Origin of the sequence: Lacinutrix iliipiscaria (genome assembly GCF_042686125.1) — a bacterium.
Classification (GTDB): Bacteria; Bacteroidota; Bacteroidia; order Flavobacteriales; family Flavobacteriaceae; genus Oceanihabitans; species Oceanihabitans iliipiscarium.
Genome location: NZ_JBHUOV010000005.1, coordinates 41231 through 67386, shown reverse-complemented (window position 1 = coordinate 67386; position 26156 = coordinate 41231). Strand labels below are relative to the sequence as shown.

At 31.9% G+C, this 26156-nt stretch carries 28 protein-coding genes; 16 read left to right on the top strand and 12 right to left on the bottom strand.

Annotated elements, in window-relative coordinates; translation table 11 throughout:
* Nucleotides 1–41: 41 nt before the first annotated feature.
* From ACFS5M_RS10030 to ACFS5M_RS09975, 12 genes are all read left to right on the top strand, one after another.
* Entirely contained in the window at nt 42–2417 is a 2376-nt protein-coding gene (locus ACFS5M_RS10030; protein ID WP_183489738.1) for a heavy metal translocating P-type ATPase, read from the top strand.
* A gap of 106 nt (nt 2418–2523) precedes the next feature.
* Nucleotides 2524–2712, top strand: a complete 189-nt coding sequence (ccoS, locus tag ACFS5M_RS10025) for a cbb3-type cytochrome oxidase assembly protein CcoS (RefSeq protein ID WP_183489735.1) — start codon at nt 2524–2526, stop codon at nt 2710–2712.
* Between the two features lie 5 nt (nt 2713–2717).
* A complete protein-coding gene (gene ccoN, locus ACFS5M_RS10020) occupies nt 2718–4901 on the top strand; it encodes a cytochrome-c oxidase, cbb3-type subunit I (RefSeq protein ID WP_183489732.1) in 2184 nt (727 codons plus the stop codon).
* A 4-nt stretch (nt 4902–4905) separates the two neighbouring features.
* Entirely contained in the window at nt 4906–5091 is a 186-nt protein-coding gene (locus ACFS5M_RS10015) for a CcoQ/FixQ family Cbb3-type cytochrome c oxidase assembly chaperone (protein WP_379898726.1), read from the top strand.
* On the top strand, nt 5088–5966 hold the full coding sequence (locus ACFS5M_RS10010) for a cbb3-type cytochrome c oxidase N-terminal domain-containing protein (protein ID WP_183489729.1): 879 nt from the start codon (nt 5088–5090) through the stop codon (nt 5964–5966). Before ACFS5M_RS10015 ends, ACFS5M_RS10010 begins: the two co-directional genes overlap by 4 nt.
* A gap of 71 nt (nt 5967–6037) precedes the next feature.
* Entirely contained in the window at nt 6038–7462 is a 1425-nt protein-coding gene (gene ccoG / locus ACFS5M_RS10005; RefSeq protein WP_183489726.1) for a cytochrome c oxidase accessory protein CcoG, read from the top strand.
* Nucleotides 7463–7584: 122 nt separating this feature from the next.
* Entirely contained in the window at nt 7585–8031 is a 447-nt protein-coding gene (locus tag ACFS5M_RS10000; RefSeq protein WP_183489723.1) for a FixH family protein, read from the top strand.
* Nucleotides 8032–8048: 17 nt separating this feature from the next.
* The gene (locus ACFS5M_RS09995) at nt 8049–8750 is read left to right on the top strand and encodes a sulfite exporter TauE/SafE family protein (RefSeq protein WP_183489720.1); all 702 of its coding nucleotides are present in this window, start codon (nt 8049–8051) and stop codon (nt 8748–8750) included.
* An 88-nt stretch (nt 8751–8838) separates the two neighbouring features.
* The gene (locus tag ACFS5M_RS09990) at nt 8839–9258 is read left to right on the top strand and encodes a CBS domain-containing protein (RefSeq protein WP_183489717.1); all 420 of its coding nucleotides are present in this window, start codon (nt 8839–8841) and stop codon (nt 9256–9258) included.
* A 115-nt stretch (nt 9259–9373) separates the two neighbouring features.
* Nucleotides 9374–9808, top strand: a complete 435-nt coding sequence (locus ACFS5M_RS09985; RefSeq protein WP_183489714.1) for an RrF2 family transcriptional regulator — start codon at nt 9374–9376, stop codon at nt 9806–9808.
* A gap of 48 nt (nt 9809–9856) precedes the next feature.
* Nucleotides 9857–10591, top strand: coding sequence for an iron-sulfur cluster repair di-iron protein (gene ric / locus ACFS5M_RS09980; protein ID WP_183489712.1), 735 nt, complete (start codon nt 9857–9859; stop codon nt 10589–10591).
* 147 nt (nt 10592–10738) lie between these two features.
* A complete protein-coding gene (locus ACFS5M_RS09975) occupies nt 10739–11560 on the top strand; it encodes a universal stress protein (protein WP_183489709.1) in 822 nt (273 codons plus the stop codon).
* Nucleotides 11561–11797: 237 nt separating this feature from the next.
* Here ACFS5M_RS09975 and ACFS5M_RS09970 read toward each other — a convergent pair whose 3' ends face one another.
* The 12 genes from ACFS5M_RS09970 to ACFS5M_RS09915 all read right to left on the bottom strand — a co-directional run bounded on the left by ACFS5M_RS09970 (nt 11798) and on the right by ACFS5M_RS09915 (nt 23296).
* Nucleotides 11798–13798: a TonB-dependent receptor plug domain-containing protein gene (locus ACFS5M_RS09970; RefSeq protein WP_183489706.1), complete on the bottom strand. Its 2001-nt coding sequence runs from the start codon at nt 13796–13798 to the stop codon at nt 11798–11800.
* Between the two features lie 67 nt (nt 13799–13865).
* Entirely contained in the window at nt 13866–14714 is an 849-nt protein-coding gene (locus tag ACFS5M_RS09965; protein ID WP_183489703.1) for a hypothetical protein, read from the bottom strand.
* A gap of 103 nt (nt 14715–14817) precedes the next feature.
* A complete protein-coding gene (locus tag ACFS5M_RS09960) occupies nt 14818–15225 on the bottom strand; it encodes a hypothetical protein (RefSeq protein WP_183489700.1) in 408 nt (135 codons plus the stop codon).
* Nucleotides 15226–15287: 62 nt separating this feature from the next.
* Nucleotides 15288–16070 carry an ABC transporter permease gene (locus ACFS5M_RS09955; RefSeq protein ID WP_183489697.1) on the bottom strand — a complete coding sequence of 261 codons (783 nt, stop codon included), beginning with the start codon at nt 16068–16070 and terminating at the stop codon, nt 15288–15290.
* Nucleotides 16063–16770: an ABC transporter ATP-binding protein gene (locus tag ACFS5M_RS09950; protein WP_183489695.1), complete on the bottom strand. Its 708-nt coding sequence runs from the start codon at nt 16768–16770 to the stop codon at nt 16063–16065. Before ACFS5M_RS09950 ends, ACFS5M_RS09955 begins: the two co-directional genes overlap by 8 nt.
* Nucleotides 16764–17999 (bottom strand): nitrous oxide reductase family maturation protein NosD, encoded by a 1236-nt coding sequence (locus ACFS5M_RS09945; RefSeq protein ID WP_183489693.1) that lies wholly within the window; start codon nt 17997–17999, stop codon nt 16764–16766. The genes ACFS5M_RS09950 and ACFS5M_RS09945 overlap by 7 nt, the downstream gene beginning before the upstream one ends.
* 4 nt (nt 18000–18003) lie before the next feature.
* Nucleotides 18004–18417, bottom strand: coding sequence for a nitrous oxide reductase accessory protein NosL (locus tag ACFS5M_RS09940; protein ID WP_379898717.1), 414 nt, complete (start codon nt 18415–18417; stop codon nt 18004–18006).
* Nucleotides 18418–18470: 53 nt separating this feature from the next.
* Nucleotides 18471–19061 carry a hypothetical protein gene (locus tag ACFS5M_RS09935; protein ID WP_183489687.1) on the bottom strand — a complete coding sequence of 197 codons (591 nt, stop codon included), beginning with the start codon at nt 19059–19061 and terminating at the stop codon, nt 18471–18473.
* 152 nt (nt 19062–19213) lie between these two features.
* Nucleotides 19214–21184 carry a Sec-dependent nitrous-oxide reductase gene (gene nosZ, locus ACFS5M_RS09930; RefSeq protein ID WP_183489684.1) on the bottom strand — a complete coding sequence of 657 codons (1971 nt, stop codon included), beginning with the start codon at nt 21182–21184 and terminating at the stop codon, nt 19214–19216.
* Nucleotides 21185–21211: 27 nt separating this feature from the next.
* On the bottom strand, nt 21212–21781 hold the full coding sequence (locus tag ACFS5M_RS09925; RefSeq protein ID WP_183489682.1) for a fasciclin domain-containing protein: 570 nt from the start codon (nt 21779–21781) through the stop codon (nt 21212–21214).
* Between the two features lie 6 nt (nt 21782–21787).
* Nucleotides 21788–22291 carry a c-type cytochrome gene (locus ACFS5M_RS09920; RefSeq protein WP_183489680.1) on the bottom strand — a complete coding sequence of 168 codons (504 nt, stop codon included), beginning with the start codon at nt 22289–22291 and terminating at the stop codon, nt 21788–21790.
* 171 nt (nt 22292–22462) lie between these two features.
* A complete protein-coding gene (locus ACFS5M_RS09915) occupies nt 22463–23296 on the bottom strand; it encodes a universal stress protein (RefSeq protein ID WP_183489679.1) in 834 nt (277 codons plus the stop codon).
* Nucleotides 23297–23448: 152 nt separating this feature from the next.
* Here ACFS5M_RS09915 and ACFS5M_RS09910 point away from each other — a divergent pair, with 152 nt between their 5' ends.
* From ACFS5M_RS09910 to ACFS5M_RS09895, 4 genes are all read left to right on the top strand, one after another.
* A complete protein-coding gene (locus tag ACFS5M_RS09910) occupies nt 23449–24003 on the top strand; it encodes a superoxide dismutase family protein (RefSeq protein ID WP_183489677.1) in 555 nt (184 codons plus the stop codon).
* An 87-nt stretch (nt 24004–24090) separates the two neighbouring features.
* A complete protein-coding gene (locus ACFS5M_RS09905; RefSeq protein WP_183489675.1) occupies nt 24091–24621 on the top strand; it encodes an RNA polymerase sigma factor in 531 nt (176 codons plus the stop codon).
* Between the two features lies 1 nt (nt 24622).
* The gene (locus tag ACFS5M_RS09900) at nt 24623–25420 is read left to right on the top strand and encodes an anti-sigma factor (RefSeq protein WP_183489673.1); all 798 of its coding nucleotides are present in this window, start codon (nt 24623–24625) and stop codon (nt 25418–25420) included.
* 68 nt (nt 25421–25488) lie between these two features.
* Nucleotides 25489–26151, top strand: a complete 663-nt coding sequence (locus tag ACFS5M_RS09895; RefSeq protein ID WP_183489671.1) for a hypothetical protein — start codon at nt 25489–25491, stop codon at nt 26149–26151.
* Nucleotides 26152–26156: the final 5 nt, after the last annotated feature.

Below are 26156 nucleotides of genomic sequence, written 5' to 3'. Positions count from 1 at the left end.
TGTTTTGTGACTTTTGTTACAGGTATAAATGAGCAAATATTATGGACAAGTCTTCTTGTTTCCACTGTGGTGATTCTTGTAAGCAAACAGCTATCACATTTCAAGACAAATTATTCTGTTGTAATGGTTGCAAAACAGTCTATGAGATTTTTTCTGAAAATGATTTAACATGCTACTACGATTTACAATCATCTCCTGGTGCTATCCCTAAAGAGATTGCTGGGAAATATGATTTTTTATCAAATGCAAACATCATTGAAAAACTTATTGAGTTTAATGATGAAAACATACAAATCGTCACGCTTTTTATACCTCATATTCATTGCAGTTCTTGCATTTGGATTTTAGAAAACCTCAACAAACTGCATCCAGATATTTCATCATCTCAAGTTAATTTTGGGAAGAAAAATGTACGTGTGACCTATAATACAACGACCTATTCTTTAAAAGAACTTGTGCTTTTATTAAGCGCCATTGGTTATGAGCCTTATATCTCTTTAGATGATTATAAAACTGGCAAACAACAGATAAACCGCAGTTTAATTTATAAATTAGGTGTTGCTGGATTTGCTTTTGGAAATGTCATGTTTTTATCTTTTCCAGAGTATTTTGAAGTTGGTGAATTCTGGTTAGAGCAATACAAACACCTATTTCGTTGGCTCATGTTTGCGTTTTCTATTCCTGTAGTGTTCTACGCTGCTCAAGATTATTTTATATCAGCTTATAAAGGTTTACGCTCAAATCTTTTAAATATCGATGTGCCAATTGCGTTAGGTATTTCTGTACTTTTTTTAAGAAGCACAGTCGATATTAGTTTTGATTTTGGTTCAGGGTTCTTTGATAGCTTAACAGGATTAGTTTTCTTCCTTTTATTAGGGAAATTTTTTCAACAAAAAACCTATTCTTTTTTGTCATTTGAACGTGACTATAAATCCTATTTTCCAATAGCTGTCACAAAAATTGATGCTAATGGTGAAGAAAAGCCAATTCAAGTTTATGATATTACAAAAGGAGATCGTTTATTAATACGAAATGAAGAACTTATTCCTGTTGATGGCATCCTCATAAATGGAAAAGCAAAAATTGATTATAGTTTTGTCACTGGTGAATCTGAAACGGTTTCAAAACAGTCTGGAGATAAACTCTTCGCTGGCGGAAAACAAACCTCTGGCATCATTGAAATGGAAGTTTTAAAATCGGTAGAACAAAGCTACCTCACTCAATTATGGAGTAACGATGTGTTCAATAAAAATAAAGAAGATAGCTTTACAACCTTAACGAATAATATTAGTAAACGTTTTACTATTGTCGTGTTATGTATAGCCTTCATCTCTACTCTATTTTGGCTCTTTTATGATGCTTCAAAGGCCTTAAATGTATTTACTGCTGTTCTTATAATTGCTTGCCCTTGTGCGATTGCTTTATCTGCACCTTTTACTTTTGGAAATTTACTTCGCATCTTCGGAAAGCTTAAGTTTTATGTGAAAAACGCTTCAGTAATTGAACAGTTAGCAGCAATAAATACAATAATTTTTGATAAAACTGGAACGATTACTTCTAACAAAAAAAGTACTGCTACTTATGAAGGTGAAGACTTATCAGCTTCCGAAGAAACATTACTAAAAAACACACTTCGAGGCTCTAATCATCCATTAAGTAGAAGTTTATATGATCTCCTTGAAGACCATAATATTATTACTTTAAATCATTTTGAAGAACATTTGGGACAAGGTATTGAAGCTTCTCATAATGATGAGACTATAAAAATTGGATCATCTCAATTTGTTGGGCAGATACAAGACTCCTCTGTTTTAAACACAGCAGTACATATTAGTGCTAATAATATTTATAAGGGGAAATTTACTTTTTACAATAGTTATAGAAAAGGGTTGTCTAAACTTTTTAATAGCCTAAAAAAACAATATGATTTGGTGATTTTATCTGGAGATAATGAAGGCGAATTAGAAAACTTAAAAAAGCTTTTACCTACAAAAACAAAGCTGATTTTTAATCAGACACCAAACGATAAATTAGATTACATCAAATACCACCAAACAGAAGGTGCTAAAGTGTTAATGATTGGAGACGGACTTAATGATGCTGGAGCTTTAGCACAAAGTGATGTTGGTATTTCGATTTCAGAAAATGTGAATGTATTTTCTCCTGCATGTGATGCTATTTTAGAGGCTTCAAAATTTAATCAAATTGGAAAATATATAAAGGCTTCAAAAAAAGCTATAAAAATAATAAAATGGAGTTTTATACTATCGTTTATATATAACAGTATTGGACTCTATTTTGCAGTTACAGGACAATTAGCACCAGTAATTGCAGCAATTCTAATGCCTTTAAGTTCTATTAGCGTGGTTGTATTTACAACCGTTGCAACTAACTTTTTAGGCAAAAAATTAAAGTAAAGCACTTACAATTAAGCGTGTTAACTAAATAAAATTCCAAACATGATTTTTATCATGTTTTAAGAACCAACTCTAGTGTAATTTTGAAACATAACTTCTAATAGGTATGAGTGTTATATATATGTTATTGATTATCAGCATTATTGTTGCTGTCATTTTTTTTATCGCTTTTATCATAGCTGTAAAAAACGGACAATACGACGATAGCTATACGCCTTCCGTTAGAATGCTTTTTGAAGACGAACTCGTTAAAGAGCAACCAAAACCATCATTAAAAACCAAAAAGACTAATTAATTATTATGGAAGTACAACAATTCTATTACGATAATAAAATCGTTAAAAAATTCCTCTACGCAACTATACTTTGGGGAGTTGTAGGTATGTCTATAGGCTTACTACTAGCATTTATGTTTATGTTTCCAAATTTAACCGATGGCATCTCATGGTTAAGTTTTGGACGTTTAAGACCATTGCATACCAATGCTGTTATTTTTGCCTTTGTAGGGAATGCCATTTTTGCTGGTGTTTATTATTCACTACAACGCTTACTTAAAGCTAGAATGGCTAGTGATTTATTAAGCAATATTAACTTTTGGGGTTGGCAATTAATTATTGTTGGAGCAGCAATAACTTTACCTTTAGGCTACACAACATCAAAAGAATATGCAGAATTAGAATGGCCTTTTGATATTGCTATAGCACTTATCTGGGTTGCTTTTGGTGTCAATATGATATGGACAATACTCAAACGTAGACAACGTCATTTATACGTGGCCATTTGGTTCTATATTGCCACGTTTGTAACGGTTGCTGTACTTCATATTTTCAACAGTTTAGAACTTCCAGTTAGTGCCATGAAGAGTTATTCGGTGTATGCTGGTGTACAAGATGCTTTAGTACAATGGTGGTATGGTCATAATGCTGTGGCGTTTTTCTTAACGACACCTTTTTTAGGATTGATGTATTATTTTGTCCCTAAAGCAGCTAATAGACCTGTCTACTCTTATCGCCTTTCTATTATTCATTTCTGGTCGTTAATCTTTATTTATATTTGGGCTGGACCACATCATTTATTATATACTGCGCTTCCAGAATGGGCTCAAAATTTAGGTGTTGCGTTTTCTGTAATGCTATTAATGCCGTCTTGGGGTGGAATGATAAATGGTTTACTAACGCTTCGTGGTGCTTGGGATAAAGTACGTACAGATCCTGTTTTAAAATTTATGGTGGTTGCGATTACTGGTTATGGAATGGCAACTTTTGAAGGTCCTCTTCTTTCGCTGAAAAATGTAAATGCCATTGGTCATTTTACCGATTGGATTATCGCTCACGTTCATGTTGGTGCGCTAGCGTGGAACGGCTTCCTTACTTTTGGAATGATTTACTATTTAATTCCGAAATTATTTAAAACTAAATTATACTCTACAGGACTTGCTAATTTTCACTTTTGGGTAGGTACATTAGGTATTATCTTATATGCTTTACCAATGTATGTTGCAGGTTTCACACAAGCAAGTATGTGGAAACAATTTAATCCTGATGGCACTTTAGTTTACGGAAACTTCTTAGAAACAGTTACCGAAATTATGCCAATGTATTGGATGCGTGCCATTGGTGGAACACTTTATATTACTGGTATGTTAATTCTGGTCTATAATGTAATTGTAACTATTAAAAATGGACAAAAAGTTACGGATGAATTAGCTGAAGCTCCTGCATTACAGAATGTTTCTAAACGAAGAACTTCTGGTGAAGGTTGGCATACATGGTTAGAGCGTAAGCCAATAAAATTAACTATCTACGCGACTATTGCAATTTTAATTGGTGGTATTGTTCAGATTGTACCAACCATTATGGTAAAATCAAATATACCAACAATTAGTAGTGTCAAACCTTATACACCTCTTGAGCTGGAAGGTCGTGATATTTATATTCGTGAAGGCTGTGTAAGTTGTCACTCGCAAATGATTCGTCCGTTTAGAAGTGAAGTTGAACGCTATGGCGAATATTCTAAAGCTGGCGAATATGTTTATGACCATCCTTTCCTTTGGGGAAGTAAACGTACTGGTCCAGATTTACATCGCGTTGGTGGCAAGTATTCCGATAATTGGCACTTAAACCACATGTACGATCCGCAAAGCACCTCTTCGGGCTCAATTATGCCAGCGTATCAATGGTTAATTAAAAACGAATTAGACAAATCGAATACTGAAACTAAAATGAAAGCTATGGTTTCACTTGGAGTGCCTTACACAGATGAAGACATTGCCAACGCACAACAAGCCATGTTGGAACAAGGAACTCAAATTGAGAAAAACTTATATACAGATCCTGATTTTGTAGAAACTTATGAAGCTGATAAAAAAGCTGGTGGCGCAGAGTTTATTGAAATGCGTAATCGTGAAATTGTTGCTGTAATAGCTTATTTACAACGCTTAGGAACAGACATAAAAGTAAAAGATTTAGAAACCACTAATAACTAACATCATGCTAAAATTTGTAAAAAATCATATGGATAGTATTTCTGGAATAGAAATATATCCAATCATATCCTTACTTATCTTTTTTATCTTTTTCGTGGTCTTATTTTGGTGGGTTTTTACTGCCAAAAAAGATTATATAAAAACCGTAAGCAACATACCACTAGATAACCAAAACCAAACAGAGCTATGAAAAATTTTATACCATCTTGGGTAAGAGTACCTATCGTATTTTTTATCATCTTCGGACTTGTAGAGTATTTTATAGATTCTGGTAATAAACCTGCATTTATGGAACAACCTATCATTATGTTGTTCTTATTATTAGTGCTTCTTATTCTAATTGCTACAGAAGCTATTGTGGGTTCTATGGATAATATTTTATATCAAAGTCTTAGCGAAGAAGCTAAAGCACGTTACAATAGCCAAAAAGCAAAATCATCAAAATTTATTACTTGGATAAAAAAGACCTATACTAAGCTTTTAGGTTCTAAACCTATACAGGAAGAACATGAAATTATTTTAGACCACAATTATGATGGTATTAAAGAGCTTGATAATAATTTACCACCTTGGTGGATATGGAGTTTTTATGCGTCTATTGTTTTTGCTGTAATTTATCTTGCACGATTTCATGTTTTTAATGGAACTAATCAATATGATGAATTAGAAACTGAATACGCACAAGCAAAAATTGATATCGAAAATTATAAGAAAACTGCTAAAGATTTAGTCGATTTTAATACGGTTGAATTATTAACTGAAGCTTCAGATTTAAAAAATGGACAAAAAATATTTGCTGAAAATTGCGTCGCTTGTCATAAAGCTGATGGTGGTGGTGGAATTGGACCAAATCTAACCGACAAACACTGGATTTTAGGTGGAGGTATTAAAAATGTGTTTAAAACAGTTTCTGAAGGTGGTCGTGATGGCAAAGGAATGATCGCATGGAAAACACTTTTAAAGCCCGCAGAAATGGCACAAGTGTCAAGTTATGTTTTACAGTTTCAAGGTACTACTCCTGCAGAGCCTAAACCTGCTGAAGGTGATATATGGGAAGACGAATAAGATGTAACTGAAACAACTACAGAAACATAATAAAACTGTATTGATTTACAACATACAATAAAAACAAAACATTGGAAACACCAGGAAACGAAACTTTTAGAGATTCTATCGGAACACTTACCGAAGATGGCAAACGTGCTTGGGTTTATCCTAAAAAACCAAGCGGAACATACTACGAAAAACGCAAAATCGTAAGCTATATCCTATTGGCTTTTTTGGTGGTTACTCCTTTTATAAAAATAAATGGGAATCAGTTTTTAATGTTTAATGTTCTAGAACGTCGCTTTAATATTTTTGGGTTTCCGTTTTGGCCGCAAGACTTCCATTTATTTGTAATCTCAATGATTATTGGTGTTGTATTTATTGCTTTATTTACAGTTAGTTTTGGGCGTATTTTTTGCGGATGGATTTGTCCGCAAACCATTTTTTTAGAAATGGTATTTCGCAGAATTGAATACTGGATTGATGGCGACCGAAATAAACAACGAAAATTAGACCGACAAAAATGGGACGCAGAGAAAATTAGAAAGCGCCTTTTAAAATGGTTTATCTTTTTAGTCATTTCTTTTATTATTGCGAATGTATTTCTTGCCTATTTAATAGGAAGCGACAAACTCTTGAAATATATTACCGATGGTCCTTCAGAGCATTTAGGCACGCTCTTTCCTCTTGTTATATTTACGGCTGTTTTCTATTTTGTATTTGCATGGTTTAGAGAACAAGTGTGCATTATCGCATGTCCTTATGGTCGCTTACAAGGTGTACTTTTAGATAACAAATCTATTATTGTGGCTTATGACCATGTTAGAGGTGAAGGCGATAAAGGACGAAAGAAGTTTAGAAAAAATGAAGATAGAAAAGCTCTTGGTCATGGCGATTGTATTGATTGTTTACAATGTGTGCATGTGTGTCCAACTGGAATAGATATTAGAAATGGAACACAGTTAGAATGTGTAAATTGTACAGCTTGTATTGACGAATGCGACCATATTATGGAAAGTATCAACTTACCAAAAGGCTTGATTCGTTATGCCAGTGAAGATGAAATTGAAAAGAAGGAGACCTTTAAATTAACCGCAAGAATGAAAGGCTATATTGCTGTATTAGTCATTCTTTTAGGTGTTTTAAGTGGTATGATGCTACTTAGAAATGATGTTGAAGCACGTGTTTTAAGATTGCCTGGACAATTATACGAGCATAAAGAAGGCAACATTATTAGTAACGTGTTTACTTATAAACTAGTGAATAAAACCACTAAAACTATTGAAAATGTAAGCTTTAAACTTCGAAAATATGAAGGTGAAATTAAACTGGTTTCGACGACCAATAATTTTACTGTACCAGAACAAGGCTTAGCAGAAGGCACATTATTTATTGAAATTGATAAAAGTGAATTAAAAGGCGATAAAAACAAACTGATGATTGAAGTGTATAGTGATGATAAGCTTATTGAAACAACCACAGTTAATTTTTTAGGTCCAAGAAGTTATAATTAAAACAAAATTGCATTAAGGATTGAGCACTATGTCTGAGCTCCTTGAAAAGAGCGAGTTGCGAAAGCCTGACGCTTTTGAGCTGTTAAGCGAAAAAGGGTAATGCCATAAAAAAAATAGAAAAAATGAAACTAAATTGGGGAACAGGAATTGTACTTGCCTTTATAGGCTTTATCAGCTTTATTATGTTTTTTATAATAAAAATGAATACAAACAATAAATATGATCATGATTTGGTTACCGAAGATTATTACGCGCAAGAATTAGAGTACCAAAATGCGATTGATAAAGAAGAAAATGCGAAATCGTTACCTGAAAACATTAGCTGGCAAAAAACGAGTGAAGGGTTACTAATTGTGTTTCCAAAACATATAGAATATAAAAATATTACAGGAAAAGTGTTCCTATACAGACCATCTAACAAACAATTTGACTTTGAAATACCAATTTCTTTGTCAAACCATAATTTGCTCATACCTGACAAACGTTTATTAGGTGGTCGATGGAACATTAAAGTCGATTGGGAATTTAACGATAAATCTTATCTCTACAAAAAAGAAATCGTTTATTAAACTAAACTCTTAAGCAAATGCTTTGGTCTGCACTTATATTAGGTTTATTAGGAAGTTTTCACTGTATTGGTATGTGTGGTCCTATTGCCTTTATGTTACCTGTAGATAGAAGCCACTCTACTAAAAAAGTCTTTCAAATTTTCACTTACCATTTAGGACGCTTGTCTGCTTATGCGATTATAGGTTTGGTTTTTGGTTTCGTTGGAAAAAGCTTGTATATCTTCGGAATACAGCAGCAGTTATCTATAATTATAGGTATTTTAATGATTGTTGCCATATTGCTTCCTACGAAAACATTTAATTCTTATAATTTCTCAAAACCAATTTATAAGTTCATTTCAAAAATAAAGTCTGCGTTAGGTCAAGCTTTAAAAAAGAAAACTGCAGACACTTTTTTAACAATAGGTTTTTTAAATGGTTTTTTACCCTGTGGTTTAGTCTACATGGCTGTTTTTGCATCTTTAGCTACAGGAAGCGCTTTAAAAGGGAGTGCGTATATGGCTTTGTTTGGTTTAGGCACTATTCCTTTAATGACCTCAGCAATTTATTTAGGCAAGTTTTTAAATACTACAATTAAGCAACGTATTACAAAAGCAATTCCTGTGTTTGTGGTGATTATCGGATTACTTTTTATCCTTCGTGGTTTAGGGTTAGGTATTCCATACCTCTCTCCTGCTCCAATTATAGAGGTGGCTTCAAGTAACATTGATTGTCATTAATATCATTTAGTATAATTCAACTGATATTTATCATATTTATTTTTGGGTCTTTGAACTATCTTTAATGTATCATTAAAACTTAAAGATTATGAAAAAAAGAACACCAGTTTCATCAATTATGACCAAAGATGTTATTACCTTAAATCATACTGATGACTTAGAAACAGCAGAACGGTTATTTAAGAAAAATAAGATTCGTCATATTCCTGTAGTGAGTGGTCATGAAATTATAGGCATGCTAAGTTACACCGACTTATTAAGAATTAGCTTTGCTGATGCTATTGATGAAGAAGAAGAAAATGTTGACACAGTCGTTTACAATATGTTTACTATAGAGCAAGTCATGGCAAAAAATCTTATCAGTGTAAACTCTCATACCACAATTAAAGAAGTGGCAGAAATTTTAGCAAAAAAAGAATTTCATGCTTTACCAGTAATCGAAAACAATACCCTTGTTGGCATTGTGACCACAACAGATTTAATTAACTACTTAATTGAACAATTTTAAATTAAAGATTTGTTTGAATGCTTGAATTTTTCAAGCATTCAAACATTAAAATCTTAATTAAGATAATTTTATCCTTAATAAAAATTCTTTATCTTTGTTGTAATAAATCCAAAGTATGTTTTCAAAAGCTTGTGAGTACGGAATTAGAGCTTCTATTTTTATTGCGAAAAACTCGTATGAAGGAAGACGAGTATCTCCTAAAGAAATTTCTAAAGAAATAGATTCTCCTCAAGCTTTTACTGCAAAAATTTTACAAGATTTAGTGAGGCATGGTATTATTAATTCAGTTAAAGGCGCTTATGGTGGTTTTGAAATTGATAAAAAGGATATAGCAACTATTAAATTGTCTCAAATTGTAATTGCTATAGATGGAAATACTGTTTTTAATGGTTGTGGTTTAGGTTTGCAAACTTGTAATGAAAATCATCCTTGTCCAGTTCATGATCAATTTAAAATAATAAGAACAGAACTCAAGGAGATGTTAGAAAGTACAAATCTTGAAGAATTAGCATTAAACATTAAATCTGGAGCCTCATTTTTAAAGGTTTAAAAAAATTTAATTATAAATAGGATAAATTTATCCGAAATAAACAAAACTATGAATACATTAGATAAAATCACAAAAAAACAAATCGGACAATATGTGGCTGACGATTATAGAACTGCTGCAATTTTTTCAAAACATCAAATAGATTTTTGTTGTAATGGCAACAGAACTATTGAAGACGCTTGCGAAAAAAAAGGAATTGATAGTAATATTATAATGGAAGAACTAGAAACTGTAATCAATTCTTCAACCAGTCAATCAATTGATTATAAATCTTGGCCATTAGATTTATTAGCTGAATATATTGAGAAAAAGCACCATAGATATGTAGAAGAAAAGATTCCTGTATTGAATCAGTTTTTAAACAAACTCTGTCGTGTACATGGAGGAAGACATCCTGAGCTATTAAAAATTAATGACCTGTTTACTGCTTCTGCAGGAGAATTAACTGCTCACATGAAAAAAGAGGAGCTTATGCTCTTCCCTTTTATAAAAAGAATGGTAAAAGCAAAACTTGAAAATGGAGCTTTGCAATCGCCACAATTCGGAACCGTTGAAAACCCAATTGCTATGATGATGCAAGAACATGATAACGAAGGCGAACGCTTTAGAAAAATAGCAGAATTAACTAACAACTATAATCCTCCAGCTGATGCTTGCAACACGTATAAAGTCACTTATGCTATGCTAGAAGAATTTGAAAAAGATTTACACTTACACATACATTTAGAAAATAATATTTTATTCCCTGAAGCTATAAAACTAGAACAACGGTTTCATTCATAACATGTTGTTGTTAGCCATATAGCTTATAAAACCCTAGAATGTTTCCCTAAAAGCGTTCTAGGGCTTTTACTTTTATTATTAAAAACTGATTTAAATCATACGTATTAACAGGTTTAAGTAATATCTTTAAGTATTAAATTAGATCTTATGAAAAACATACTATTACTCACCGATTTTTCTAAAAACGCGCTAAATGCAATCCAATACGCCATGCATTTTTTTGCTTCGGAAACATGCACTTTTCACATTATGTATGTGCACAAAATAGGTTCGTTTACTTCAGATGATTTAATGCGTTCACCAAAAGAAAGTATTTATGAATCTATTACAAAAGAGCCTAAAGAAAAATTGAACAAGCTTATTGATGATTTAAAAGAAGAGTTTAATAATAGTAAGCATACTTTCGATAGCATTATAGATTTTGATACATTTATTGATGCGGTAAAGCAAGCTTCCAAAAATAAAGCTATTGATTACATTGTTATGGGAACAAATGGTGCTACAGGTGCAAAAGAAGTCCTTCTTGGTAGTAATACAGTAAATGTGATACGAAAAGTAAACTGCAAAACCATTATTGTTCCTGAAGGATACACGTTTAAACCTATACAAGAGATCTTATTGCCATTAGATCCTGATGATACTATTAAAGGAAATGTTTATACAGACTTGCTAGAATTTATAGAAACCTATCAGCTACATCTTCATGTCTTAAGAGTAAATCCTAACTCTGAAAACCAGGAAAATCTATTAAATGACAAATCAAATTTATCTATAATTGATTGCAAGTATCATGTTGTAAATGATGTGCCAATAGATTTTGCTGTCTCTAGTTATTTACAAACTCATGCTATTGACTTTATGGTATTATTCATTCAAAAAGAAGGCTTTTTAGAGCATTTATTTTCTAAATCAAATACAAGAATTAAAGTCTCTAAAATAAATAAACCTATACTTATACTACACGCTTAAATTTAAATAAAAACAGGAAGCTTTTCAACTTCCTGTTTCTTTTTGGAGACTTTAATTTCAGTAATTATTTTTTGTTTAAATCGCAATACACTCGTAATTATAGAGCCATCAACTATTAGATAATTTACGAATTAAATCTCCTGCATTCATTGTACCTCCTCAAGTACATTACTAATTTACGATCAAAAGCAATGATAAACAATGACAAATGTCAGTTCGGTTAAATTAAATCTTTCCTTACCATATTATAGCAGAGATATTGATATAAAAATTGCGCCCTTGTCTAGGAATATTATTCCAATCTGCATAACTAGAATACTTTGTATCTAATATATTCTCTACACCATATTTTATAATGAGTTGGTTTTGTTTTATATAAAACTCATTTCCTAAATTCAAGTTTAAAATAGCGTACGAAGGTGTTTCATCTTCTCCATAAAAACTATTATATCGACTTTGATTTCCATGACCTTCAAGTTGCATTGCAGCATTAAAGCGTTTCTTATGATAGTTTAGTTCTGCGAAGTAAGAAAAGGGTTTAATTAACGGTAGGTTTTCGTCATTACTTCCTTTTCCGTAATTATAGCCAATGGTTCCGTTAAAAGAAACACGCTCAGAAAACGCATATGAAGCATTTAAATACACATCAAAAATAGTTGCATAAGATAAGGCTTCATATACCTTTACACCATCAGCATTAATGGTCATCGAACTTAAGTTTTGGTCTATATTTCCAATAATATAATCCTTAATATGAAAATAAGAAGACTCTATTCCTAAGTGGAATTTATTCATGTGATAATTAGCTTTTACGTTGGCTTCAACCGCTTTTTCGTTCTTTAATGTTGGATTTCCTATGTAATCAAAATTGTCAAAACTGTTGAATAAGAAAAACCCATAACCTTCACTAACAGAAGGTGCTCTTTCTCCATAACCCAAACCAAAAGAAAAATCATAGTCTTTTTTCTTGAAAGAATAGTCTCCAGAAAAACTCTTTAAAAATCGATTTTTAGAATCAGACAGCTCTGGATAAAATATTTGAAGACTCTCTAAACCGACCTCTTCAGCAATTCTATTTTGATGGAAACCCAATCGTATAGAAGCCGAAAAAGTTGCATTATCGTTAATATTATAAACATCTTTAGCGTAAATTCCACTATACAATGTTCTAATATCTGGCCAAGTATACATAAACATTGCTGGCTGGCTAGAATCATTTGGATACATGGTCATTTCAGCTAGTGAGCGATTATAAAATCCGTTAAGGTTTAATGATAAGTTATGTTTTTCTTTAAGGATAGTAGCCTTACTATAAAAACCATAAGTATCACTCCATCCAGGCATATCCATTCTAATGGCCACAATAGGACGTTTAGAATCATCCATTATATGAGTAATGGTATTAAAATATAGTTTAGATTCTAAGGTATTAATAATAGTAGAATCACTACTAAAATTATGAGTCACAGAAGTGATTATTGCTTCGGCTAAAGAAACATCCATTGGTAATGCTGGATAACCAACATCTGTGGCTTTATCATAAATAACATTGGCATCAAGCGAATGCTTCTCAGATAATTTATAGCCTGTTTGAAGAGAAACATTATACTTTTCAAATTGTGAGTATAAAATCTCGTTATTTCTACCAGCATCATAATTATCAGCCTTTCTAAAAATACCATCTGCATTTATATAGAAGTTTTTTCCAGAATATTCCAGATCTAAACCAGCAGTCTTATAATTGCTATTGGTTTCGTAACCAAGATCTACACTAGTTTTTAATCCTGATTCAAAGAATTTAGATGCTGGAAGTTGCAAATTAATTCCTCCGCCAACACAATGACCATTTTCAGTACCTTCTTGACCAGAACCAACTTGTACTTTTTCTAAATTAGAGACATCGACATAAGATGTAATAGGATCCATTTTATCTGTACAAGCTCCAAAGATTTGCATACCATCAATAGTCACGTTAAGTCGTTCACTATTCATGTTATTCAGTGATGGTTCCCAAGCATAATTACCACGTTTTATCATGGTGATTTTATTAGCTTTTTCTAAAAAATCGTCTAGACTAGATAAGGTTTTTTCTTGACGATAATTAGTTAATTTTCGTCGACCTACGACTGTAATTTCATCTAAAATTATAGTATCTTTTTTAACGATATCTTCTTCATCTTGACCAAACACTAATCCACAAAAAAATAAGCTAAAGCAACAAATGATGAGCTTTTTCATTTTTTAAAAGTTTATAACAGACACTTGTAAATATGACAAGCATCTGTTGTATTAAATGTTTCAGTGTTTAGAATTCTAATTCTAAATAAAGGGAGCTTTGTATGTTATCTTCTGTAACGTCTTCCCCTTTTAGTAGCTCATCTGCTGCATTCATTAATTTTAGGTTAAGCACCCAATAACCTGTCATGGTTAATGATAAATCGCCATGATACATATTATCTGCTATATTATAACTTAAATCCGTATTATTAGGTGATGTATGGTTACCCATTCCAGGCATACGAGGGTCTAACATAATGGTATGGTCTTCAACTTCTGGAAAAGACATCATATTTTCCATTTTAAAGAGACCAACTTTTAAATCGTTAATTCCAATAATAGGGTTTTTAGGTTCGACTAACGCCAATACATAATTATGATCATCGCTAGCCATAAAGCTTGTTACATTTTGATCTTCATTTCGTATAACAGTTATGCTCTCTGTTGCAAAATAGTCTATGTCATCAATGGTGTAATTTAAAGTTAAAGACCATCCAGAACCATCAGTATTAGTCATTTGGTACACAATATAGCCTTCATATACAGTAGATTTTCCTAAAGCTTTTACAATATTAGAATTTGGGCAAGAATGTTCCATAGTAGGCATTTGCATCATAGGCATCCATGAGATTGACGCATTTTCAACAAAGCTATCTGTAGCAAGGTCTTTAATTCTTATACTTATTGCATTATAACCTGTTTTAAACATTCCAGCTTCATTGAATAACTCGATGGTATGTGTATCGTTTGAAATTTCTTGAATTTTTAAAAGGCCTTCTACCTCATTTACTTCTTGGCCTCCATCATCATTATCTTCTGAGCATGCTGTTGATATTAACGCCAGAAAAAGGATTGGTAATATATATTTTAGTTTCATTTTTTTGAATTTGTTATTTATTTTATTTTGAAATAAATCTAAAACCCTCCTGCTCGCTTATATAAATAAGCCAGAAAAAAGTAAAAATCATTACGATTTTATATTATAAAAATGATGCTCTAAAATTTGGTGGAGGTGTATCTATGTCTAGATACATTTTGAGAATTCTTGGAGTATTGATAAGCGATTTTTCTTTAGGTGGCAACACTTGAATCTGCCCTGTTTCAATCGTATTGATATCTGATAAACAGAACACATCTAAAGCCACACGTTTACTTTCTTGTAATGGACTTTCTGGATTTGAATCGGAAGTGTTTTCTGTTAATTCTTTTCTTAATTGACATTTACCATTACATCCTTTCTGATTTTCCTTTTGAATACATAAAGTTTTAGCGATAAAGTCTTGGTTCACAATAAAATCACCAATAATAACAAGCGTATTTATATTATGAGCGAATAATATAAAGACAAGAATAAAAGCTGTTATTTTATGAGCTATTGCTGATATCATAAAGCGAAATTAATAAAAATCATACGAATAGAACATGATTATTATCAGTAAATAACTACAGTTTAAAAGTCTTTTTTCTTTGATTTGAATACGATTCTCAAAACAGGAAGAATCACCCAAACCGTCAGCATTATAAAAGAGATTATAAATCCGAAACTGGTTCCAAAAAACTGCTTAAATACTGCGCCTGTATAACCTAATAACGCAGAAATATCTAACTTTAAAAGTATTAGCGTTCGTGACAAATCAATTGGATTAATCATAGTCCCAATTAGTGACAACTTATCTAAAGGATAGTCTTCAAAGAGAATTAAAGTCATTAAAAACAATCCATCATAAATCACTGCAAAAAACAACCAAAGCAATATAGCATAACCAAATCCTTTAATCTTGTTCTCGTTAGATAAAGCAATATTAAAGGCTAAAGCTGTAAAAATTAAAGTTAAAAAGGTTCCTGTAATAAGTAATAAAGAAAAATCCCAAATGGCACTACTTTCAAACAAACCATAAAAAACAAAAGGAATTCCTAAACCCAATACTAAGCTCATTGATAATGATATGGCGACTCCTAAATATTGTCCTAAAAATATAGAAGATCGTTTTAAAGGTTGTGCCAATAATAGTTCTGTAAATTCTTTGGAATTATAATAATACATCACGCCAAAAATGGTTCCTATTAAAGGAACTAATACAATAATAACATTCATTAAAGTAATGACTGCCTTTGATAAATCGTTATTTAAAAACAGTAACACTATACCAAGTAATAAATAGAATGCGAAATAAACGTAACTCCAACGGCTACGCATTAAATCATAAAAACTATACTTTAATATTTTAAGCATGATTATCTGTTAATATAGACGCAATAGCATGTTCAAAATCTGGCTGTTGTGTCTTGGTTTTTAATTTAGAAATCGTTCCTTTAAAGTAGATTTCTCCTTCTAAGATAAATACAATTTCATCAGAGATTTCTTCAACAAAACTCATAATATGAGATGTGATTAGGATGGTTTTTCCATTGGCTTTTTCTTGATGAATTAAATCTTTTAATCGAATTAAAGAAATGGGATCTAATCCTGTAGTTGGCTCATCTAATATTATTAAAGGACTATTAAACATAAAGGTTAAAACGATATTTACTTTTTGTTTGGTTCCTCCAGAAAGGTTTCCTAGCTTTTTATCTAAAAATGGTTTTAATTTAAATAACTCAATTAAGTGTTGGTCTTTGGTTGTTGGCTTACGTAAATCTTTAATCATTTTGATTAATTCTTTTACTTTTAAGTTACTCGGGAAGTTTGCTATTTGTGGTAGATAATCAATTTTATATCTGTACTCGTGATTTTTTTTAATGTTTTTATCAATGACAGTAATATTTCCTTTGTCAGGAATAACCATTCCCAAAATAGATTTAATTAAAGTGGTTTTACCAGATCCATTTGGTCCTAGTATTGCAAAAACGCCGCCTTCATTTATTGATAAATCAACGCCACTTAGCACTTGATTCTTGCCAAATTTTTTATGTAAATTTTGAATGGTTACCATGTTATTTTTTTAATTCGCGGATTATTATCTAATAAATTATCTGGTGTAAAAACTGGTGAGACTTTTTCAGAAAAATCGATAATATCAATAAACATACTACGTAATAGAATGATGGTTTCTGGTGTGCGGTTTACAATATATGAGAACAATTTAACTGGTCTGTAAGGCACATCTCCAATACCATTTTTATCTAAATCATATCCTGTGTAATTGCTCCAATAATTTTTATTAAAAATATTGTCGTTTACATTACTATTATACGCGATATCGAAAGAGTTGTATAAAAAATTATTTTCTAAAAAGCTATTGGCATAACAAGCCCCTTTTACTTTAATTGCCCAACCATTATTTTTAAAATTATTGTGTTTATATATAATTCGGTTTGAGCCTTCTATATTAATACCAATGGTGTTATCTTCAAAGGTATTACCAATAATTTCTGCATCATTAATTTCTTTAAGCAACATACCATAAGATGCTGTTCCCCAATTTTCTTTAAAAATATTATTGTACATCTTTATGCGTTTTGAAAACATAACTGCTACTCCTGCTCCATTATTTTCAAACGTATTATCTTGGTAAGTATCGTCATTAGAAAACATAAAATGCAAACCATAACGTACATTTAATTCGCTTACATTATTCTTTATCAGACAATCATCAGAAAATTCTAGATAGATTCCATCGCGAACATGTTGAATAAAATTGTGTTCTATTTCGACATGCTTACTATACCACAATTGTATCCCATTTCCTGAGTTATATTCTTCAATAGCATCTCCAATTATTTTATTATGAAACACTTTTCCATCTCTAGATTTCTCTATATAAATTCCGAAAAAAAGCTTTTCTAACACTAAATTCTGAATCAAGAAATTTTTACTGTTTTTAACTCGAATTGCAGCATAATCTTCAGTGTAGCTCGTACCAACGTTTATAATAAATAAACCATCTACTGTAACATTATCAGATTTAATTGTAATTATTTCACCTTTTAATTCGCCATCAATTACTGGATAATTTTCACCTAAAATAGTTAGCGGTTTATCCACTAATACTGAATGCTCTTTATAAGTCCCTTTTTTAACAATAATGGTGTCAAAATCATTAGCTTGAGTAATGGCTTCTTTTAATGTTGAAATAGGACATGTTATACAAACCTCTATGGCTTGAGCAATAGCAAGATTAGTCAGTAAGACAACTACTATAAAAATAAAACTATGTTTCATAAAACTAGTCTTTAAATTTTGCTAGTAAGGCAGACCATGTGTATAGTTCTCCACCTTTTTCTTCTTGAAACTTTTCTGCATCTTCTTTATTTTTAAAGGCCGATAAAAACGCTCCCATTGGACTTGGAATATTCTTACTAATTAAAAATGTAGCTTTTGTTGCATCAATAAGTTTTTCTGGCTCTGTATAGTTATTTGACAAGTAGAATTCTATTTGAGAGGTGTCAAAGTCTTCTATAAAATGAATCATACATTCTGTTGCATCAAACTTATAAATTTTTCCTTTTTTGGTGACAATCTCTGCAGCATGGACTTTATCTACGATGGTCATTTTACAAAAGTGACAACCGTCTGTTCCGTAGTTTATAGGTTTTGGTGATACATTACAACTAAAAAATAAAAGTAATAATGTAATCATTGAATAGTATTTTAGTGTTTGCATAATTTTAGTGATTTTTATTAACTACATCATCAATGTTTATTAAGGTTTTTCTTTCCTATGAAATAAGCGACAAATCCTCCAATAATACCTAGAGCTAAAAATAATGCGCCTAATCGAGGATAAGAATGTGCTCTAAAATTCAAAATATCTTTTGTACCAAATAAAGGAGGCTGAAAACCCATTTGAGTTCCATCAGGATTGGTAAACTTCATAATCGCTTTCGGATCTAAATTATGGCCATAATCGTGTTCCCAAATATAAAAATCATATAATCCAGCACTACTTAAAACCACCATGAGTACAAACCACGCTAAAAACCATTTATGATTTCCTACAAAGGCAATGATTAGGCCCAAAACAGTAGTTATAATAATACCTGCAGGAAATATTTTAAACTCTGGTATTGCTTCTGGAATATATTTCATCCCTACATAATGGTTCATTAGGTTAATGTTTTTGATGTCATGTGGATGATCATCAGAAAAATCATTAATATGAATATACATCCCTAAAGGTGTAGGATATTGTGGAGCTTCCAACGTAATTTTCCAAAGAGGAAATAAAAATAATCCTAAAGGTAAAATCGCTGCAATGAGCATAATGAGGTTTGACTTTTTCATCTTTTAAGTCTTATTAAATTAGATAGTTAAAGCACTTATAATTTCTTGACGTTTTAATGTTTTAAAAAGAAAGGCGAGAGCGAAACAAACAACTCTCGCCTTAATTAGAGAAATAAACACTAAAACAAAATCTCTCTAATTCTTAAAATTATTTATTCAATATCTTCTCCAAGAGACCATTTTAATGGTGTGCTGCTATTAGCAGGAGAGACTCTTATATATCCTTGCATTTCTTGATGCAACGCTGAGCAGAAATCTGTACAATAGAATGGCCACACACCTACTTTAGTTGGTTCCCAAACAGATGTTTTTGTTTGTCCTGGCATAATTAATAACTCTGAAGTATTTTGACCAAGTACTGCAAATCCATGAGGCACATCAAAATCTTGTTCTAAATTTGTAACATGAAAATAAACTTTGTCTCCTAGTTTAATACCTTCAATATTATCTGGTGAGAAGTGACTTCGTATAGTCGTCATATAAATATGCACTTCATTTCCTTCTCTTACGACTTTAACTTCCTCATCAGAAAAAGCAGCATAAGGATGTTTGTTTTCTTCTAAGTTGTAAATTTTTTGAGAGCGTTCTTTGATTAAACTCGCTTCCATTGCAGCTGCATAATGCGGTTCTCCATGAGTAGGAAAATCTAAAAGCAATTCCATTTTATCTCCAGAGATGTCATACAATTGTGCGCTATGCTCTAATTCTGGACCTGTTGGCAAGTATCTATCTTTAGTGATTTTATTCATAGCAAACATATATTTGCCTTGTGGTTTTCTAGAATTTCCTCCAGGAATTGTTAAGTGACCAACAGAGTAATATGTAGGTTTTCTGTCAATAACTTCCCAAGTTCCTAGTTTCCATTTTACCACTTCAGAAGAGATAAAGAACGTAGTATAAGCATTTCCTTGATCATCAAACTCAGTATGCAAAGGTCCTAATCCAGGTTGCTCAACAGAACCTGCTAAAACATCTTCGAATTTTAAAATTGGAATGCCATAAGCTTCGCCATCAAACTTTTTATTTTCAATAGCCTCTAGCATTTTAGTAAACGAATGCACAGTTAAATTTGCCGAAAGCTTACCATTACCAACAATGTACTCTCCTGAAGGATCGACATCACAACCATGAGGTGACTTAGGAGTTGGCAAGAAAAATACAGCTCCAGGAACATCTATTGGATTGACTACTCGAACTTCTTTTTTCATTGTAGAAGTAGCGGTGTGTGTATGTTCATCATATACATTATGGGCATAATCTGCTGGCATCATTTTACCTCCTCCATTATTTACATATTCTTCAATCTTTTTCCAGTTTACAGCTGCGATAAAATCTTTATCATTTTGAGAGGCATTAACCTCTAAAAGTGTGCTAGCTTCTTCTGTATTGTATGTTGTAAAGAAAAACCAGCCGTGAGATTTCCCTCGTCCAGGATGAGATAAATCGTAATTAAATCCTGGCATAAGGACTTGGAATTTGATATCCATATTTCCTGTCTCTGGTGCAACACTAATAAAAGATAAAGCGCCTTGAAAGTTTCCTTTATAATCTTTAATTGGCATATCACGTTGTGGAATTGGAACTGAAAAACGTGTTCCAGCAACAACATACTCTGTATTTTCGGTGACAAAAGAAGAACTGTGGTTACCTGCACTATTTGGAACCTCAATAATTTCTGTAGTTTCGAAAGTCTTAAGATCTATTTTAGCAATTCTTGGGGTATTGTTTTCATTGATAAAAATAAAACGCCCATCAATCTCTCCTTTCGTTTGTGAAATATCTGGGTGATGAGAATCTCCCCAAGGAATGAAACCATGTGAAGTATTTAACATGGGTTTTGTCTCTTCTGAATATCCATAACCAGAAGTTGGAAACTGAGAGAACACAGGGATTTCCTTAAACATTCTTCCAGATGGCAAACCATAAACGGTTAAGTTACCACTATATCCTCCAGAAATGAAGGCATAAAACTCGTCATGCTCACCTGGAGCTACATATACTTTTTCTGCAACATTACTTGATAACGCTCCAGATTTTGAGCTTGATTTACTCCCATTATTACAACTTGTAAATGCAACTAGTACACTTAAAATTGTAAGGGTTGATTTTATAATATTTTTCATTATTTATAAGATTTATTAGTGTTTAAATTATTCTTCTGAGGGTAGTAATACTTTATCGATAACATGTACAATACCATTTCCAGCATTAATGCTTGCTAATATTTTTGCGCCTCCAATTAATGGTTCATTATCTACCACCTCTACTTTGACATAGCCATTATTAGCTTGTCCTAATTTTTTAAATTTCTTTAAAAAATCTTTCGAATAATTTCCTGGCGTTACATGATACTTTAAAATATTAGCCAAAGCGTCTTTATTTTCTGGTTTTAATAAATTTTCAACAGTGCCTTCTGGTAAAGCAGCAAATGCTTCATTCGTTGGTGCAAAAACCATTAATGGTCCAGCGTTTACTAATGCATTTTCTAATGACGCTGCTTGTACTGCTGCAACTAAAGTTGTGTGATCTTTAGAGCCAATGGCGATACTTAAAACAGTGCTACTCTTATCATCTTCAATGAAAGCCTGACCTGTTTTTTGTGTAGTAGCTTCTGTTTGTACTTTTGAAGACATGGTTGAAGCCTCTGTACTTTTATCTTTACAAGCACTTACAAAAGCGACACATGCAAAAACAAAAATTAGTTTATTGATGAGTTTCATGGTTAATTATTTAAGGGTTCTGAAATATTCTAATACAGCTCTAGCATCTTCTTCTGAAAGGTTTTGATTTGCCATTGGAGAACCATTAAATTCTATTAATAACTCTTTAGCTAATGGGTCGTTTTTGACCATACCTTCAGGATCTAAAATCATATTCATAATCCACTCTGGAGATCGTCTTTCCATAATTCCTGTTGGTGCAGGTCCAATAAACTTTTTATCGGCTCTATGGCATGCAGTACACATTTTTTTATAGACTTCGGCTCCATGTGCTGCCATGTCTTCATCAATATCAGCTGAAAGTGTGACAGACTTAATTGGTCCTACACCTTTATTCGCTAAATCTATTTTCTTTGATGCAGGGACTTCTTCTGATTTTGGAGTAGTTGGTTTTTCAGTAGTTGTCTTTTTTTGATAAGAAAAACCTTCTTTTTTCTTCTCTTCTTTGCCTCCACAACTTATTAGTAGTGTTACAAATAATACCATCATTAATTTTAGTGTTGTTTTCATTTATATTGAATTTATTTATACCTCAAAAATAGGCCCTACTCATGTCAAAAAATATGATATTTATCATATTTAGGATAAAATTGTCTTAATTAAAATTAGTCGCTAAAAAAAGTCAAGCAAAAGCCTGACTTTTAAACACATTTAATAAATACTAACTATAAAATGGATGTGTTATATTTTAAATGTCATGACAGGTAATGTGGAATGGTTAGCTATATCTTCAGAAATGCTGCCTTCAAAAAAATGTGCCAAACCTTTTCTTCCGTGTGTTGCAACAGCAATTAAATCTGCTCCTAGAATATTCGATACATTTAAGACACCTTGCTCAATGGTATAGTCATTAACATAAGTAACATTTTTCATATTATCTATATTACCATCTGCAGCTTTTAAAAAGTCAGCCACTCGTTTTTCAATTTCTGTAGAACTTCTAAAGCGGTTATCTGGTAAGTTCACATAAACTAAATGCATTTTAGCGCCTAAAACTTCAAACATTTTACCAGCATTTAAATAAGGTTTAATCGCGTCTTCTGAAAAATCACAAGCAAAAACAACATTTTCGAAATCCATTAAAATAGGATTATGTTTTACAACTAAAACAGGAATATTTGAATGTCTAACTACTTTTTCAGTATTAGATCCTACAAGAACTTCTTTTAAACCACTGACGCCATGAGAACCCATTATAATCAAGTCGGCTTCATGCTCTTTTGCTACTTCATTAACTTCACTAAACACTTTAAAATGTTTCACAATTGGTGTAACTTTTAAGTCATTTAGATATTCTTTCTCTAAAAAATCTTGAAATTTTTGTTCTGCAAGTTTTAAATAGAACACTGTTTCTGCTTGTTGGGTATTTTCTGCACTAGATATTAATGCATTAGAAAGTTCTAGCATATGCAGTGCTAATATTTCGGCATTATGTTTCCGTGCAAATACTGCAGCAGTTTCCAATGCATATTCTGAATGTTCAGAGAAGTCTATAGGTACAATAATTTTTTTCATCATTTCTGGTTTTAATTTGTCATTGACAATAGTTGTGGTTCAAAATTAAAGAGCTTCATCATAAAAAAACATGATATATATCATGTTGTCCTTATGCAGTTCCATAAATAATCATTAACTTTCTGTTTTAATTTATAAACTCATATTTAATCATGAAAAGAAGCTCTATTTTTATATTAACATTATGCCTAATTTTTGTTGTAGGCTGTAAAAAAGAAGTTAAAAAAGAAGAAGGTACGACAACGGCAATGACTGCTAAGAAAGTGAAAATGAAATTAGAACCTAAAAGTGGTAGTAGCGTAAAAGGAAATGTTGTCTTCACTGAAGAAGATGGCGAAATAAAAATGGTTGCTATGATTGAAGGTTTAGAGCCTGGAGTACATGCTATACATATTCATGAAAAAGCAGATTGTTCGGCAGAAGATGGAACCTCAACAGGTGGACATTGGAATCCTACAGCTCAACCACATGGCAAATGGGGAGATGCTGCTGGATATCACAAAGGTGATATTGGAAACTTAACCGCTGATGAAAAAGGCTATGCTGTAGTTAATTTCTCTACTGATGAATGGTGTATTGGTTGTGGTGACACTAACAAAGATATCTTAGGCAAAGCTATTATTGTCCATGCTGGAACAGACGACTTTACAACACAACCAACTGGAGCTGCTGGCGGACGAGTAAGCTGTGGTGGTATTATAGAATAGAGTATCACTAAAAACCATTAAAAAGCTACGTTAAAGTAGCTTTTTTGTTTCTCTGTTTAATTACTCTTTAAACCCTTAAACCACTACATGTCATTAGACCAACTCGTAATTAAATTTCAAAACAAGGACGAAAAGGCCTTCGAAACTCTATATAATATGTATAGTAAAAGTATGCATGGTATTATATATAATATTGTTAGAGATCATGACATATCACAAGAAGTTATGCAAGATGTCTTTATTAAAGCTTGGCATAAATCTGATAGCTATTCTGCTGAAAAAGGACGATTCTTTACTTGGATTTTAAACATTGCACGTAATGCTGCCATTGATAAAACACGATCTAAAAATTACAAGAACTCGAAGAAAAACCTCAACTCCGATTTTTTCGTAGATATCATACAAGACAATGAAAGTTTAGATAAGCAAACCGATGCTATTGGTATAAAAAAGTTTGTGTCTATGCTCACAAAAAAATGTATTGAGGTTATTGAGTTACTCTATTTTAAAGGATACACACAAAAAGAAGCTTCTGAAACCTTAGAAATGCCAATAGGAACAATAAAAACAAGAAATAGAAATTGCATAAACGAGCTACGTCAAATGCTTGATGCTTAATATGAATATAAAAGCGTATATAGAATCTGGAACTTTGGAACTTTATGTTGCTGGAGCGCTTTCTGAAAAAGAAAGTCAGGAAGTCTATAACCTTACAGTTAAGCATCCTGAATTACTTGAAGAAGCCCTAAAAATTGAAGCAACAATTGTAAAGCTTACAGCTGCTACAGCTCCAATTGACAGTCAATCTTTGTTTAATAATATACTCAGTCAAATCTCAACTAACAACAATGTAAGACCGTTAAACCAAACAAAAAAACATTGGTTTACTTATGTGAGTTGGGCAGCTTCAATAGTATTTGCTGCAGGACTCTTATGGTTTGCAAATCAAAACATTCAGCTTAAAGAGCAACTCCGTATAGCTGATACAGATAAAGAACTCCTTGAAACCCAAATAGAGAATAGCAGAAACAGCCTGACTGAAGCTAAAGCACTTATCTCTGTTTTGCGGGATAAAGACATCATAACAGTTCCATTAGATGGACAAGCAATATCTCCTGAAGCTTATGCCAAAGTTTATTGGGACGTAAAGGGCAATAACATTGTTTTAGATGTTCAAGGATTACCAGATCCTCCAAAAGGTAAAGTATATCAAGTCTGGTCTTTAACACTTAATCCACTTACACCTACTAGTCTTGGTGTTATTGAAAACTTTACTACAGACGAAAATAAACTATTTACTATAGCAAACACTAATGCTTCTGAAGCTTTTGGTATAACTCTAGAGCCTGACGGAGGAAGCGAATCTCCTACACTTGAACAACTTTATACTCTAGGAGCAGTCGCTACGACTCCTTAAATTTATGATGGGTTAGAATTGAGTTCAAATTCCTTTTTATTACCTTTAGTTTTTAAGTAATGTTGACTATGCCCTATTTACAGATTAAGAATTGTTCGACAACAAAAGAAATTGGAACATATCCACAAACTCGTGGTGTACCAAGAGGTTATACTTTTAAATGGTTTGATCAAGAAGATTCAATGACCAACTTAGAAAATGATACCTTTCCTAAAGTGATTCCTGATTTAACTTTTGAAATAGATGATAAAGGTAAATTAACAGATGTTATTTCTCCTAGTAACTTGAGTGCTCGAGGGTTTTTATTTAATGAGCAAGTGCGAAAAATTTTTAATTCTTTTCATCTCCCAAATCACAAAATCTATAATGCTTTAATGAAGCATAAATCAGAGATTCTTAACTATTTTTGGCTACATCCAGTTAAAAGTGATTTGATTGGTGTAGATTTTAAAAAATCTAAATTTATAATTACAAATTTTGCTTTTATTGAACAATCAGAAATTGATATCACTTCAGAGGAAGACTATTTTAAAAAACTAAGTGCTTTATCATTTAAGCATATAAGAGTAAAACAATTAGTACTTACTGAAGCTTTTCAAAGGGAAACTTATGATTTATTTTTCTTTCCATACATTCATAGTTACTTTTTTATTTCTGAAAGAATGGCGAAAAGCATCAAAGAAAGTAAAGTCAGCGGTTTTTCGATAAAAGAACAAAATATTATATCATAAAAAAG

Excerpts from the sequence above, each read along its gene's own strand:
- ric (WP_183489712.1), top strand. The coding sequence starts at position 9,857 with ATGAATACATTAGATAAAATCACAAAAAAACAAATCGGACAATATGTG.
- ACFS5M_RS09985 (WP_183489714.1), top strand. The coding sequence starts at position 9,374 with ATGTTTTCAAAAGCTTGTGAGTACGGAATTAGAGCTTCTATTTTTATT.
- ccoN (WP_183489732.1), top strand. The coding sequence starts at position 2,718 with ATGGAAGTACAACAATTCTATTACGATAATAAAATCGTTAAAAAATTC.
- ccoS (WP_183489735.1), top strand. The coding sequence starts at position 2,524 with ATGAGTGTTATATATATGTTATTGATTATCAGCATTATTGTTGCTGTC.
- ACFS5M_RS09945 (WP_183489693.1), bottom strand. The coding sequence starts at position 17,999 with ATGAAACATAGTTTTATTTTTATAGTAGTTGTCTTACTGACTAATCTT.
- ACFS5M_RS09960 (WP_183489700.1), bottom strand. The coding sequence starts at position 15,225 with ATGATATCAGCAATAGCTCATAAAATAACAGCTTTTATTCTTGTCTTT.
- ACFS5M_RS10010 (WP_183489729.1), top strand. The coding sequence starts at position 5,088 with ATGAAAAATTTTATACCATCTTGGGTAAGAGTACCTATCGTATTTTTT.
- ACFS5M_RS09955 (WP_183489697.1), bottom strand. The coding sequence starts at position 16,070 with ATGCTTAAAATATTAAAGTATAGTTTTTATGATTTAATGCGTAGCCGT.
- nosZ (WP_183489684.1), bottom strand. The coding sequence starts at position 21,184 with ATGAAAAATATTATAAAATCAACCCTTACAATTTTAAGTGTACTAGTT.
- ACFS5M_RS09895 (WP_183489671.1), top strand. The coding sequence starts at position 25,489 with ATGCCCTATTTACAGATTAAGAATTGTTCGACAACAAAAGAAATTGGA.
- ACFS5M_RS10030 (WP_183489738.1), top strand. The coding sequence starts at position 42 with ATGGACAAGTCTTCTTGTTTCCACTGTGGTGATTCTTGTAAGCAAACA.
- ACFS5M_RS09995 (WP_183489720.1), top strand. The coding sequence starts at position 8,049 with ATGCTTTGGTCTGCACTTATATTAGGTTTATTAGGAAGTTTTCACTGT.
- ACFS5M_RS09965 (WP_183489703.1), bottom strand. The coding sequence starts at position 14,714 with ATGAAACTAAAATATATATTACCAATCCTTTTTCTGGCGTTAATATCA.
- ACFS5M_RS09970 (WP_183489706.1), bottom strand. The coding sequence starts at position 13,798 with ATGAAAAAGCTCATCATTTGTTGCTTTAGCTTATTTTTTTGTGGATTA.
- ACFS5M_RS10000 (WP_183489723.1), top strand. The coding sequence starts at position 7,585 with ATGAAACTAAATTGGGGAACAGGAATTGTACTTGCCTTTATAGGCTTT.
- ACFS5M_RS10015 (WP_379898726.1), top strand. The coding sequence starts at position 4,906 with ATGCTAAAATTTGTAAAAAATCATATGGATAGTATTTCTGGAATAGAA.
- ACFS5M_RS09950 (WP_183489695.1), bottom strand. The coding sequence starts at position 16,770 with ATGGTAACCATTCAAAATTTACATAAAAAATTTGGCAAGAATCAAGTG.
- ACFS5M_RS09915 (WP_183489679.1), bottom strand. The coding sequence starts at position 23,296 with ATGAAAAAAATTATTGTACCTATAGACTTCTCTGAACATTCAGAATAT.
- ACFS5M_RS09940 (WP_379898717.1), bottom strand. The coding sequence starts at position 18,417 with ATGATTACATTATTACTTTTATTTTTTAGTTGTAATGTATCACCAAAA.
- ACFS5M_RS09920 (WP_183489680.1), bottom strand. The coding sequence starts at position 22,291 with ATGAAAACAACACTAAAATTAATGATGGTATTATTTGTAACACTACTA.
- ACFS5M_RS09975 (WP_183489709.1), top strand. The coding sequence starts at position 10,739 with ATGAAAAACATACTATTACTCACCGATTTTTCTAAAAACGCGCTAAAT.
- ACFS5M_RS09990 (WP_183489717.1), top strand. The coding sequence starts at position 8,839 with ATGAAAAAAAGAACACCAGTTTCATCAATTATGACCAAAGATGTTATT.
- ACFS5M_RS09900 (WP_183489673.1), top strand. The coding sequence starts at position 24,623 with ATGAATATAAAAGCGTATATAGAATCTGGAACTTTGGAACTTTATGTT.
- ACFS5M_RS09910 (WP_183489677.1), top strand. The coding sequence starts at position 23,449 with ATGAAAAGAAGCTCTATTTTTATATTAACATTATGCCTAATTTTTGTT.
- ACFS5M_RS09935 (WP_183489687.1), bottom strand. The coding sequence starts at position 19,061 with ATGAAAAAGTCAAACCTCATTATGCTCATTGCAGCGATTTTACCTTTA.
- ACFS5M_RS09925 (WP_183489682.1), bottom strand. The coding sequence starts at position 21,781 with ATGAAACTCATCAATAAACTAATTTTTGTTTTTGCATGTGTCGCTTTT.
- ACFS5M_RS09905 (WP_183489675.1), top strand. The coding sequence starts at position 24,091 with ATGTCATTAGACCAACTCGTAATTAAATTTCAAAACAAGGACGAAAAG.